The 13,787-nt window shown below is 38.0% G+C and carries 12 protein-coding genes and 1 pseudogene; all 13 read left to right on the top strand.

Annotated features, from left to right (window positions below):
* The first annotated feature begins 213 nt into the window (after positions 1-213).
* Positions 214-1,320, top strand: a complete 1,107-nt coding sequence (locus HMPREF0581_RS02115) for a pyridoxal phosphate-dependent aminotransferase (RefSeq protein ID WP_009643950.1) — start codon at positions 214-216, stop codon at positions 1,318-1,320.
* Between the two features lie 192 nt (positions 1,321-1,512).
* On the top strand, positions 1,513-2,100 hold the full coding sequence (locus HMPREF0581_RS02120; RefSeq protein WP_051426894.1) for a nitroreductase family protein: 588 nt from the start codon (positions 1,513-1,515) through the stop codon (positions 2,098-2,100).
* Positions 2,101-2,481: 381 nt separating this feature from the next.
* Entirely contained in the window at positions 2,482-3,972 is a 1,491-nt protein-coding gene (locus HMPREF0581_RS02125) for a hypothetical protein (RefSeq protein ID WP_156918792.1), read from the top strand.
* A 105-nt stretch (positions 3,973-4,077) separates the two neighbouring features.
* Positions 4,078-4,698 (top strand): TetR/AcrR family transcriptional regulator, encoded by a 621-nt coding sequence (locus HMPREF0581_RS02130; RefSeq protein ID WP_009643919.1) that lies wholly within the window; start codon positions 4,078-4,080, stop codon positions 4,696-4,698.
* Positions 4,699-4,727: 29 nt separating this feature from the next.
* Positions 4,728-6,875: an ATP-binding cassette domain-containing protein gene (locus HMPREF0581_RS02135; RefSeq protein ID WP_051426895.1), complete on the top strand. Its 2,148-nt coding sequence runs from the start codon at positions 4,728-4,730 to the stop codon at positions 6,873-6,875.
* Between the two features lie 18 nt (positions 6,876-6,893).
* Positions 6,894-7,475, top strand: coding sequence for an MptD family putative ECF transporter S component (locus HMPREF0581_RS02140; RefSeq protein ID WP_009643924.1), 582 nt, complete (start codon positions 6,894-6,896; stop codon positions 7,473-7,475).
* A gap of 9 nt (positions 7,476-7,484) precedes the next feature.
* Entirely contained in the window at positions 7,485-7,910 is a 426-nt protein-coding gene (locus tag HMPREF0581_RS08955) for an ABC transporter transmembrane domain-containing protein (protein ID WP_009643934.1), read from the top strand.
* 31 nt (positions 7,911-7,941) lie between these two features.
* Positions 7,942-8,550 carry an ABC transporter ATP-binding protein gene (locus HMPREF0581_RS08960; RefSeq protein ID WP_330371650.1) on the top strand — a complete coding sequence of 203 codons (609 nt, stop codon included), beginning with the start codon at positions 7,942-7,944 and terminating at the stop codon, positions 8,548-8,550.
* Complete coding sequence (locus tag HMPREF0581_RS08895) at positions 8,510-8,926, top strand: ATP-binding cassette domain-containing protein (protein ID WP_242835186.1); 417 nt, start codon at positions 8,510-8,512, stop codon at positions 8,924-8,926. The genes HMPREF0581_RS08960 and HMPREF0581_RS08895 overlap by 41 nt, the downstream gene beginning before the upstream one ends.
* Before the next feature lie 198 nt (positions 8,927-9,124).
* Positions 9,125-9,217: pseudogene (locus HMPREF0581_RS09080) on the top strand (hypothetical protein); the annotation flags it as partial.
* 216 nt (positions 9,218-9,433) lie between these two features.
* Positions 9,434-10,084 (top strand): TetR/AcrR family transcriptional regulator, encoded by a 651-nt coding sequence (locus HMPREF0581_RS02150; protein ID WP_009643960.1) that lies wholly within the window; start codon positions 9,434-9,436, stop codon positions 10,082-10,084.
* A 130-nt stretch (positions 10,085-10,214) separates the two neighbouring features.
* Complete coding sequence (locus tag HMPREF0581_RS02155) at positions 10,215-11,993, top strand: ABC transporter ATP-binding protein (RefSeq protein ID WP_009643959.1); 1,779 nt, start codon at positions 10,215-10,217, stop codon at positions 11,991-11,993.
* Positions 11,986-13,719: an ABC transporter ATP-binding protein gene (locus tag HMPREF0581_RS02160; RefSeq protein ID WP_036379963.1), complete on the top strand. Its 1,734-nt coding sequence runs from the start codon at positions 11,986-11,988 to the stop codon at positions 13,717-13,719. The genes HMPREF0581_RS02155 and HMPREF0581_RS02160 overlap by 8 nt, the downstream gene beginning before the upstream one ends.
* The last annotated feature ends 68 nt before the right edge of the window (positions 13,720-13,787 follow it).

Below are 13,787 nucleotides of genomic sequence, written 5' to 3' on the forward strand. Positions count from 1 at the left end.
ATATAAAGAAAATAACCGATTTGCTCTTGAATACAGTAATTAATAGTAATTATGGGGAATCGTTGCAACCGGATGCGGCGGTTTCCTTTTTAAGCATTTTTAAGCTGTAAAGCAGGCATAATTGCTGCTGTCAGTCCCCTTTTGATATTTGCCGGTACAGTATATAATCATCTAAAAGGTAAACTTATCTAAATGAAAGTCCGAGGTGCACTCATGAGTATTGATAAGACAAGAATCAGGGATGAGCTTATTCCTGAGATCAGGAGCTATGCCGACAATACACCGGTAGCTGACGAGCATACGCTTGACTGCAGTCTGGGGATAAATCCGTACGGATTTCCGGATGTCGTGATAGACATTGTGCGAAATTTTGATGTAAACAGGCTGTATCAGTATCCGCACAGCGATGAAGCTCAAGAGGCTGTGGTCAATTATTGGCAGGATTATGCCTTTATTGAGCCTGAAAATGTAGTTATGACGGATGGAAGTGTTACTGCTCTCAACCTCCTTGTAAACGTTTTTGCAAAACCGGGAGCTGAAGCAGTTATGTTCATGCCTACATTTACAGACATGGTTGAGTATTCCAGAATCATGGGTATGAAGGTACACGGAGTAGTGACAAGTGCCGAAAATAATTTTAAAGAAGATGTAAACAGGCTGGTTGGAACTATAAACGACAATACTTCTTTCGTGTACATTGATAATCCAAATAATCCAACGGGTCAATTTCTGTCGAATGCGGAGCTTGAGCGTATAATCAGCAAATGCGAGGAGATGAAGGTGTACGCCATAATTGACGAAGCCTATGCGGATTTTATCCCGAGGGAGGAATCTGCAGTTATGCTTGGTCCGAAATACAGCCACATGATTAGTGTGAGAACCTTTTCTAAAGGCTTCGGGTTGGCAGGAGCCAGAGCCGGTTACATAATAACCAATAAAGAGCTTGTCAAATATATCAAGAAGGTCAGCAATCCTTACATGATGAACGAGATGAGTCGCGCGATAACAGCAGCAATCCTCAACTATGACGTTCAGCCGGTTGAGCACGGTACAGACTTTTCGATCATCAAGGGAGCGCTTCGCGATGCCTGCGGAAGTAAAATAATCATGGCAGAGACGGATGACAGAGTTCCGATCTGCCTGCTCAGGCATGTAGATGACGACATCGATTTGCAACGAATGCTTATGAATGAGAATGTATTGACCTGTAGCGGAAGCGAATTTGAGCCGCTTGGAAGGAATTGTGTAAGACTGCGTGTTCCAACGTTAAAAGATGCGGGTAAGCTGATCAAGGCAATTAGGAATGTGGTTAGCGCGTAACTACGATAAGTCCGATGAGTCCCTGAACAGGGTTACGGCAATGAGAAATGCAGTTAGCGCGTAACCCATCCTGTGTGTCTCATGCACTGCCGACAGGCAGTGCGACAATTAGAAATGTAGTTAGCACGTAACCTGTGCATTATGAGCGATGATTAAGAATCAAATGAAACTATGCGTATGAAGAGGGCGGAAATGATGATTAAAGATTTGATTAAGAAGAACAGAAGTGTCAGAGGTTACGATATTTCTCGGGAAGTGACTGATGAAGAACTCCGTGAGATGGTTGATTGTGCGAGATTATCCGCATCAAGTGTTAATATGCAGCCACTTAAATATGTAACTATAAATACCCCGGAAGGAAGAGATAAAATCATTGGACAGATATCATTTGCCGCAAAATTGTCAGAGCTTCATCTCCCCATCTCGGGTACCGAACCGATGGCATATATAGTTATCTGCCAAGATGAGAACATCAGCAAGAGCGGAACAGGATATCATAAGGATGCGGGAATTGTTGCCCAATCCATAACTTTGGCTGCTGCGGAGATGGGGCTCGGAGCTTGTATATTAGGATACTTTTCGCCAAAAGAAATGGCTACGTCACTTAGACTTGCCGGAAACCTCAGACCGCTGCTTGTGATAGCACTAGGCAAATCAATCGAAGATATCAGGATAGTCGAGATTGAAGAAGGTGAATCAACTGACTATTATCGCGATGAAAACGGCGTGCACTATGTACCTAAACGAAGGCTTGATGATGTGATAGTTGAGTGGGAATAGAGTATAGCTTCACATAAGTGACTTAGTTTCAAGGGCTGTAGCCTAACCTATCATTATAATAAACAACCGGAACAAAATTGGGTAAAGCTTTCAAAAAGAATAAATTGAGTGATTGCTTCCGTTGGGTTTACAAGTGAACAAAAAAATCAGACCGTAGCTTAGTTGTTCCGGTCTTTTTGCGTATGTGGAAAAGGGGATATTTCACGTGAAGAGGCAGAGGATGAACTCCTCGCCGATGCTACCGATGTGTTCTGGAAGGGAGATAAGGACGCGGAAGCTGCAGTCAAAACGCTTGTAGAAAAAAACAGGAGCCTTGGAGAAACCATCCTCAAGGCTATTAAGTCTACAGTAGATAAACTGAACACTCTGGGCAAGAGTGCGATGAACGCACTAAAAGGAGAACTTCGCGGCAAGTGGCTTGAAGAACTGGGAATACTTGAAAAGGCGCAAGAAATGTGGACTGATGCTTTGATGAATTCGGAAGTAGATGAGTTTGAAGAGGCTGTAGATAATGGAGACGGAATTAAATTCATGTTCAAGGGGCAAGATTCTCAAGGCAGAGATATATATGAAATATCCGAAACAACCAAGAACCTAACTAACAAAGAAAAGCGCAATCTTGCCGTTAATAATATTAAAGAATTGTTAGGAAAGAAAACGATTATATTTGATAATGGAAGCGAAACCGCAGAGGCTAAACTAGACAAGGTTTTCTTAAAAAAGAATATCTATGGTGACAACCAAACGAATAGAAAGAAAGTATTTAAAAATAAAATTAACATTTTTGCCGATGGTGATACGATGAATTTGCTATCAAATGCAGCTTATGATAGCAAATCAAAAGATAAAGACAATAAGCATAAAGGTGCAGTTAAAGAGTGGGAATATTACAATAAAGAAGTATGGATAGATAACAATCTGTTTGACGTTTTAATAAACGTACAAGAGCGCAGCACAGGAAAATATGTATACAATGTAAAATTCACGCAAATTAAACAAAATAAATCAGCCCCCGTTGCAACCGTAAAAGCAAACGCTAACGGCCTGAAATCAACAGGGGCTGATTCAAGTACAGTTAATGTATCATTGAAAAACTCTAATGTCAACGGGGAAACTAAAAAATATCAGAGAAAAAACAATATCTTTGATATCCCAAACAATCAGCAAGCGGATATAAGCACCATTAAGGAGCTGAACAAAAAGATTGACGCTCTAATCCTCAATCAGACCAAGACAAAAGGAACGATGCCTAAGAGGTCTGCAGTTATAAATTATCTGAAAGAACTAATTAGCGAGGTCGGATCAGATGTAAAAGCAGAAGAGCTGCGTATTGATTATCATAATCTTTATAAAGCGGCAAAAACAGGTGACAATGCTACAAAGGAAAGACTGCTGAATGAAATAACACGTGAAATTGTCAAGAATACCTATGAAACCGAGCGCATATCTCAAGAAATACAAGATGTTCAGAGATACCTCAAGAACATGACTGTGTCTATTGATGAAAATCTGGAATCTGAAATAAAGAGCAGATATGGTTCATTTGGAAAGTTCAAAGAATATATTGATAACGCCTTTAAGGTAAAACTTAGCAGGAATGTTAACAGAATGGAATATGCTGTTCCTGTGGATATTATGCTGTCAGAAATGAATGAAATATTCGGTGACACCATAAAGGTGGATGGTCAAAGTTTGAATGATGTCACGGATTTTGTAACAGCACTGAGTGAGATTGCTGAATATGCATCGGTAAAAGATAATAAGGTATATCTATTTGACGGTGGCGCGCAGCTTGCAGGGTATACGGAAAAAGAAATATCCGACAGTAAAATTTCAAAAAATATATCTTTATCTATTGTTAGGCAACACTAACTGGCGTATAATCAATAGTTAAGTTATTAATAATAACGTTATTAATAACTTAATTATTGATTGAGTTATTAAAAATTGAAATTTTATAAGAGCGGAGAAATGAACATGGCTAATAAAAATCATGAATTAGATAAGCCGATAATTGAAGCTGCTAAAATTGAATTTTTAAAAAATGGATTTCAATCTACTTCAATCAATTCTATTGCAAAAAGAGCAGGAGTTACAACCGGAGCTATATATACAAGATATAAAGGGAAAGATGAGCTTTTATATAGCTTAATTGAAGAACTTTTACAAGTTTTGGATAGTGAAAGAAAAGATAACAAAGAAGCATACATGAAATATTGTATAGATAAAGATTTTGATAATCTTTTAAGTAGTATAGAAAAAGAAACTGCAAGATATATAGATATTTTATTTGAATATTATTATGAGTGTAAACTTCTGTTATGTTGCAGCAAGGGAAGCTCAGTCGAATCCATGTTTGATGAAATGATGAAAAATAAGATACACGAAACACAAATATTCATAGAAAAATATATTGACTCGGATATTAGTAAGTTAAAATTGGATTTAGTGGAATTACTAATGAATGAGCAGTTTAATGTATATGCTTTGATAATCGAAAAAGGATACAGCAAAGACGAAACAGTTGAGTATATAAAAATGTTGGGGGAGTTTATTGGAGCAGGTTGGGAAAAGATTTTTAAAGATTTTATAAAATAAGAATTTGATTTACAGATAGGACGAGTGAAGTGTACAAAACTATTTTAGATTTTAAAATCGACTTTTCTTATGATGAAAATAAGGAAAAAGTATTGAATAATGTGGTAGGCAGTATATCGAAAGGGCAGTGTGTAGCTCTTTGTGGTGAAAGTGGTTGTGGAAAATCGACTTTTCTTAGATGTTTAAATCATCTGATTCCTGAATTTTACGACGGTATATTTAATGGACATATATTAGTAAATTCTGAGAATATATGTAATAAAAATGTTGGAGAAGTAGGGGAGATTATTTCGTCTGTTTTTCAAGACCCAAGAAGTCAATTTTTTACAATGGAGAGTGATACGGAAATTTCCTTCGGACTCGAAAATAAAGGATTAACGCATGAAGAGATAAAAAAAAGAACAAAAGAAGCTTTTTCTAAGTTTGGGTTAGAATATCTGGAGAACAGAGAAGTCTTCAAGCTTTCAAGTGGAGAACGGCAGCTCATAGCCGTTATGGCTGCATGGGCAATGAATACAGAAATTATTTTACTTGATGAACCGACTGCAAACTTAGATTATTTAGCCATAGAAAAACTAAAAAATATCTTATTGCTTCTTAAAGAAGAGGGAAAAACTCTAATAATAAGTGAACATAGGCTTTACTATCTGAGGGAGCTTGTGGATGAATATTGGCTAATTAAAAATAGAAGCTTATACGAAAAGTACGATGGAGACGCTTTTAGGGCATTTTCTGGGGATAAATTGGATGATTTATGTTTACGAGTTCTGGAGCTTAATCAACTTGAAGTTCCAAACAAGTGTTTTGAGTTTTGTAGTGATAGATTGGAAGTAAAGGAGGTATCTTTTGGATATAAAAAACAACATATTTTAAAAGATTTGTCGTTTACAGCTTGTTTGGGAGAAGTTACTTGTTTGATTGGAAAAAATGGTTCAGGTAAAACCACCTTGGGAAAATGTATATGTGGATTGTTGAAAACACAAAAGGGGAGAGTTTTTCTAAAGGATAAAGAATTGAGTCATAGGCAGTTGTCACAAAACAGTCTTTTTATTATGCAAGAAGCTGAATTTCAATTTTTTACAAATTCTGTATTATCTGAACTCAAGTATGGTGTAAATCGAAACAAATATGATGAAATAGAAGCTTTACTTAAGCGATTTGATATGTGGAAATATAGAGATAGACATCCATTTTCTCTTTCAGGCGGGCAGATGCAAAAATTAACCTTAATGATGGCATATCTTTCGGATAAAAGCGTGGTTATTTTAGATGAACCAACATCTGGAATGGACAAAAAAAGCTTAGATATTGTAGTGGGACTGATAAATGATATGAAAAAGAAAAAAATCGTGATAACTATCAGCCATGACTTAGAGTTTATCTCGGCAGTTGCCAATAAATGCTTGGAACTTGATAATGGAGTGATACAAAGAATTTGTGAAGTAAAAGAGAATAAAGATATTGAAAATATTAAAAGCATATTCGAAAAAGATTTAGAACATAAAGTCCCATCAGAAAGAGAGAAAATTATTTTAGATCCGAGAACAAATATTTTGTTTTGGGTTCTTTGTATGGTTTCAGTGGGAATTGACAATAAGATATTGATTTTTGAATGCAATTTATTGGCGCTTGTTTTTTCTCTTGCAAATAGAAGATATAAAGCGTTTGGAATTACTTCCATCATTATAGGATTGATTTACGGTCTTGAAATAATATATCCCAATGAAATTACAATGTTTACAGCAAATTTGTTTCCTAGATTTATTTTAATATTTCTACTATTTCCTATCATTCTTGGAGGTAGAGGAGCAACAAATATGCTTGCGGGACTTAGAAAAATAAGAATGCCTGAGAAGTTATTATTGATTCTTGCGGTTTCTTTTCGATTCTTTCCAGTGTTAAGGAATGATTTTAATTTGCTTAGACAGGTGCTTAGAAATAGAGGACGCTGTAGCCACAAAAATATAATCAAAGAAAAGATGGAGTATCTTGAAGCACTGATTGTTTCATTGATTTTTCGAGTGATAAGAATAGGTGAAACATTATCAGCTTCAGCAGAAACAAGAGGAATTGCTTTAAATCACAAAAAATCATCTTATGTTACTTTGCAGTTTCATCTATGCGATTACATATTGATGATGGGGATGATAGTAATTTTGATGATAAATATTTTATAAAAATAGGAGGACCTAATAATGAACAAAAATAAATTGAAAGCGAAAGATATAATTATGGTTACATTGCTATCCTTGTGTAACATTTTGATATTTTCTTTAGGTACATTTATGTATGCAACACCAATTACCATACTTTTAACACCAGTGCTGTACTCATTATTACAAGGTGTGGTTTTCTTTGTTATTGGAGTGAAAGTGAGAAAAAGAGGAGCATTTCTTATATATTCTCTTATTCAAGGAATTATAGCATTTTATCCACCATATATTTTAATGTTTGTAATTTCAGGATTGATAGCAGAATTTTTACTATATAAAAGAGGCTATGGAAATCTAAAAATTATTGGAATTAGCTATGTTATTCAACAGACATTGGCTTCTGTCGGAAGTGTAATTTATCCATATACCATAGCGCTGAATAAAACCATAGGAGATATGAAAGAAAAGGAGTTAGCTTCGAATATTACAGCGGCAGGCAAAATGATTACTTCTTGGGGAACGCTGATTTTACTTGTTTTAGTCATAGTTTCTGCAATCATAGGGTCTTATATAGGAAGTAAGGTCGTGATGAAACATATTTTAGAAAAAGAAGCTGATGTATAGGGTGAAGTCATGAAAAAAGCGAGAGAACCAAACTTTTTTAAAGAAATGGATTCGTTTATCAGTCCATACAAAAAAAGATACATTTTATCTGTGCTTCTAAGCATGCTTTCTGTTCTATGCGAACTGTTATCCTATGCTTTTGCTGGAATTTTAGCGGGATATATCTTCAAAGGATTTTATGGTAATAACACTGTATATGCCTTGATATTAACCATAATCTGCAAAATATCAGGAATGCTATTTTCAAACATTTCAACATTTATATCTCATAAGGCAGCATATTTAACATTAAGTGACTTAAGATATGCAATTTGTGATAAATTTATCAGACTGCCGATGGGATATTTTGATAGAAATCCTAGTGGAACATTGAAAACTATATTGGTAGACAGAGTGGAAGATATAGAAAAAAACATTAGCACATCTACTTCCTGAAATGACTGCAAATTTGCTGATACCTATTGCTATGATTATTTGGATGCTTGTAATTAATATTAAGCTTACTGTCATTATATTTCTATGGATTGTGTTTGGTTTATCAATCGGAATGCTTATGATGATTGGCTATAAGAAAAAATATGAGGGACAAGTACAGGCACAAAAGAACATGAATCAAGCGGTCATAGAGTATATAAAGGGTATCGAGGTAATTAAAACTTTCAATATGGAAGATAGTTTCTATGCTAAATATAAAAATGCAGTCATCCGCAATGCAGAGTGTGCATTAAACTGGATGAAAAGCTCGCAGTTTTATGCGTCTCTTTCATATAGCATAGCACCGATATCTATATTTCCAACAATTGTTGTGGGGTTGATATTTTTCAATAATGGTAGTCTTACTGAGCAGAGTTTATTTTTGTTTATGATGATTTCTCTTGGAATATTCAAACCAGTTGTTAAGGCATCCAGTTATGTTGACCAATTGGCGCAGATGGGAACTGTTGCAAAGGAAATAAAAGGAATATTAGATTATCCGGAACTAAAGAGAAATGAGAATTCTAATTTAAAAGAAAAAATGACATACGAGATTTCATTTGAGAATTTACAATTTTCTTATGACGGGACAAAAAAATGATGTTGATAATGTGAATTTGAAAATTAAAGAAAAAAACATGACTGCAATTATTGGTACTTCAGGTTCAGGGAAATCAACTCTAATGAAACTTTTAGCCGGATTTTGGGATTTTGAGAAGGGGGACATAAAAATAGGTGGTATAGGGGTAAAAGATCTTTCAATGAATTACCTGAATACTATTATATCCTATGTAGATCAAAATACATTTTTATTTGATGACAGTATTTTGGGAAATATTAGAGTAGGTAAAAAAGCTGCGACTAATGATGAAGTTATAGAAGCTGCCAAAAGAGCCGGTTGCCATGATTTTATTGTCGCTTTGCCTGACGGATATGACACCATAGCAGGTGATAGGTTATCCGGCGGAGAAAAATAAAGAATAGCTATTGCCAGAGCAATTCTAAAAAATGCTTCAATTATCATATTAGATGAAGCAACTGCAAGTGCAGATATTGAAAACGAAGAAAAAATTCAAGAGGCATTACTGGAATTTACCAAAGATAAAACGTTAATTGTTATTCTATAATAAAACATATCCATTTTTGATATTTGATTAAATTGAAAAAGCGACTAAAATGCAACGGAAACCATGCAAGACAAATTAAAACGCATAATGCTTAGAGAAATGGAGAGGGAAAAACATCAAAAAGGCGATAAAAATGATTAGAAAGTCCTTGACAAGTTGTTACAGAACAAACAGCAGCAGAAAACTACACTCTCTCGGTATAGGAATTCAATAGACATAAACAGCAATCGGAAATAGCGGGTTGCTGTTTTTTAATATCAGAACGAATTTTTTCTTGACATTATAGTCATTCAATGATAATATAACAACGTTATATAACAGTGTTACATGATGTCGCAGTTTAACTACAGGAGTAATATGAATACGCAGCCTTACACTACAGACGAAGTTCAGACCAAACGCAGGATTATAGAAGCTGCACTTTATGAATTCGAACAGAAGGGATATCAGGGCGCTTCTTTGCGTCAGATTGTGAAGAATGCAGGGGTGACTACAGGAGCCTTCTATGGGTATTATTCCAGTAAGGCGGAGCTGTTTGAAGGTATTGTTGGTGTGCATTACGATGCTATGATGCAGCACTACACGGATGTTCAGGAATCATTTGCGATTAAAGAGTTTGATGAACAGAAGGCGGACATGGCCGATGTATCGCGTGACTGCATGCATTGGATGTTGAATTACGCATATGAGCATCTAAGAGAAGTAAGAATCATGTTCATGAAATCAGAAGGAACAAGATTTTCGGATTTTGTAGACAGATTGGTTGAGATTGAGGTTGAATCTACTGAAAATTTTAAGGTCGATCTTCATAATGACATGAAGGAGGCGGCACAGGAGTTTCTGAATATCGATTACAGATTCGAGCATATTATGGCTACAGGCATGTTTAATGCGTTTCGTGAGCTTATCGTTCATGAGATGACATATTCGGAGGCTAAGGTCCAGCTTGAACTCATTCGCAGATTTTACACCGCAGGATGGCAGGAGCTATTTGGTGGTATTTTCTAAGCGGATATTTCCACAAGATGATACCGTTTTTTTTGGAGCTTAAGTTAGACTGGACTAATCAACTGTCGATTAGCTGATTACGGACACAAATTTATCAATTATAACTGTTTAAAGACAAGGAGGAAGACATATGAATGATTCTTCAGGACGTAATGGCAGTAATGCGCTTGCCATAATTAAACGATTTGCGAGTTCGCGAAAGAGTAAATATATTCTCTCCGTTATATTCGCTTTACTTGGAGTGATATGCTCCATCATCCCGTATTACCTGATGAGCCGTATCGTTGTTAAACTGCTGGATGGTGTTAGTGACTGGGACGCCTATCAAGGGTATTTTATATGGATGATTGTTTTATGGACTCTTAGAGCATTGCTGCATTCTGTTTCTACAGGCTTCTCGCATGCTGCTACCTTTGCAGTTCTGGGAGATATAAGAAAAGCGCTCTGCTTCAAGCTTACCCGCATGCCGCTTGGAGATGTTAAACGTATGTCTTCCGGTTCTCTAAAGAGTATTATCGTTGAGAGAGTAGATAGCCTTGAAACTACACTTGCACACATTGTGCCGGAGTTCACCGCTAATCTGATTGCTCCTATAGCGGTGCTCGTTTATATCTTTACCATTAACTGGAAACTGGGCCTTGCAAGCATTATGACGCTGCCGGTGGCTGCTTTTTGTATGGGGATGATGACCAGGAATGCAGGCAGTCGTTGGGCTGATTGCGTAAAAAAAACAAAGGCTCTCAATGATACGGCAGTTGAGTATATCAACGGTATTGAGGTAATCAAGGCCTTCGGCAAGACGGACAGCTCATATGAGAAATTCGAGAAGGCGGCACATGAAGGAGCATATTGCTTTATCGATTGGATGAAATCAACAATCGTATTTTTTACAATCGGTATGGCTATAACTCCTACTACCATTCTGACAATTATACCTGTTGGAGGCATTCTCTTCATGCATGGGTCAATCACAGCAGGAGAGCTTATCACAGTGCTCATTCTCTCAGTCGGCATGCTGGCACCGCTTATAACTGTGATGTCATATACGGATGATATGGCCAAGATCGAAATTGTATTCGGAGAGGTTCAGGGAATACTTGATCGTAAAGAGCTGGAGCGTCCTGAAGCTACAGACTGTAAACCTGATGGAAATGATATTGTTATTAAGAATGTCAGATTCTCATATGAAGAAGGTACGGAAATTCTGCACGGGGTAAACATATCTATCAAGGAGGGTAGTGTGAATGCGCTGGTAGGACCGTCAGGCTCCGGTAAATCTACAATTGCCAGACTCATCGCTGCACTCTGGGACGTAGACAGCGGTGAGATCACATTTGGCGGAGTTAATATCAAGGATATGAGCTGGGACGATTATAATACCAAGATTGCCTATGTATCTCAGGATAATTATCTGTTCAATCGTTCGGTAATGGACAACATCCGCATGGGGCGTAAGGGTGCCGGCGATGAGGATGTCATTGAAGCAGCGAAGCGCTGCGGTTGCCATGACTTTATCATGAGATTGGAAAACGGATATGACACTATAGTCGGTGATGCCGGCGGACACCTTTCCGGTGGCGAAAGGCAGCGTGTCTCCATAGCCAGAGCGATGCTCAAGGGGGCGCCAATTGTTATACTCGATGAAGCTACTGCTTACACCGATCCTGAAAGTGAAGCGGTGGTACAGCGCTCGATTGCCGGCATGATTAAGGGCAAAACGCTTATCGTCATAGCGCATAGATTATCTACCATTGTGGATGCAGATCAGATAATTGTGGTGGATGACGGAAATATCGATGACGTCGGGACTCACGAAGAACTTCGAAGAAAAGACGGGCTTTATAATAAAATGTGGCTTGCACATGTATCGGCAAGGGATACTGTAGACGGAGGTGAGACTGATGTTTAAAATTCTGATGAAATTCTTCCGGTTCTCGGGAGCGGAAAATAAAAAAAGGTATTATGAAGCGATTTTTCTCGGTGTGATAGAGGCTGTCGGTCAAGCCATGAAAATTCCGGCAATTTATATACTGGTGACGGCGGTAGTACGCGGCGATGTGACCTACAGAACCATCATGTTGTCACTCGCAGTTCTTGTTGGAGGAATGATTGTACAATGCATTGTATCCCGAAGAAGCAAGATGCAGCAGACCATCGCAGGGTATACAACCTGTGCGGGAAAGCGGATAGAGATAGCTGAGCATCTTCGCTATGTACCGATGGGATATTTCAACGAAACATCGCTTGGAAATATCACAAGTATAACTACAAATACTATGGAGCTGTTGGCTGATGTTGCAACACGCGTTGTAATGTTGACGCTTGGAGGCACGCTTGAGTCCTGTTTAATCACAGTGCTGCTGCTGATTTTCGATCTCAGAATCGGAGCGGTGGCTCTCGCCGGACTTCTGATATTCTTTGTGATCAATTCTTTTTTGCAGAGACATTCAGTTGATGTGTCGAAGGGTAAGCTGGATACGGATGCTGCTATGGTTAGCGAGGTGTTGGAATTTATACAGGGAATTGCAGAAGCAAAAAATTTCAAACTTATCGGAGAGAATAACAAGAAGCTGGATAACTGCATTGATAATTCATCAAAAGCAAATATTCGCATGGAACTCAAGATTATGCCATTTGTCACATTGCAGAGCTGGATCATTAAGATGACAGGGGTATTGATGTGCATACTCTCTTTACGCTTCTACCTGGCGGGGACTATGGATCTTGCGACATCCATAGTTATGATGATTGCGGCCTTCCTGATGTACGCTGCACTTGATTCCGCCGGTAACTTCTCGGCTCTTCTGCGTGCAGTTGATATTTCCGTTGACAAAGCGGAGTCAGTGCTTGCTATTGAGAATATGGATATTGATGGAGAGTATATCAGGACTGAAACACAGAATATTGAGATGAATCACGTTGATTTTGCATATGACACAAGGAAGGTTATTGATGATCTCAGTCTTTCAATTCCGGAGAAATCTACGGTGGCCTTTGTAGGGCCGTCGGGAAGCGGCAAAACGACGATTTGCCATCTGATAGCAAGGTTTTGGGACGTTAAGTCGGGGCAAGTCAAGCTTGATAATAGAGATGTTCGGGCCTATAATATGAACTCTTTGATGGAAAACTTCAGCTTTGTATTCCAGTCCGTATATCTGTTCCATGATACGATAGCCAATAATATCAGATTTGGGCAGCCTGATGCTTCAATGGATATGGTCATAGATGCGGCTAAGAAGGCTTGCTGCCATGATTTTATAAGCGAGCTGCCGGACGGTTATGATACGGTGCTGGGGGAAGCGGGGGCCAGCCTTTCCGGTGGGCAGAAGCAGCGCATATCTATCGCTCGTGCCATTATGAAGGATGCACCTATTATCATACTGGATGAGGCTACGGCAAATGTAGATCCGGAAAACGAGCGTGAGCTGATGTTGGCAATCAAAGAGCTTACCAAAGAGAAGACCATATTGATGATTGCCCACAGACTCAAGACTGTACGCAATGCAGACAGGATCTATGTTATTGATAAAGGCAGAATAGCGCAGCAGGGCACTCACGAGGAGCTGATGAAGGCTGGCGGAATCTACAGGGATTTTGTATCAGCACGTTCCGAGGCGATTGGTTGGAAATTATAGTACGCAGCGGTAAAATATAGCTGTGATAAAATAGCAAAAAACGGCTTGTATCAGGTGTGAACCGACCC

It is taken from the genome of Mogibacterium timidum ATCC 33093, from assembly GCF_000525775.1.
Taxonomy (GTDB): Bacteria; Bacillota; Clostridia; order Peptostreptococcales; family Anaerovoracaceae; genus Mogibacterium; species Mogibacterium timidum.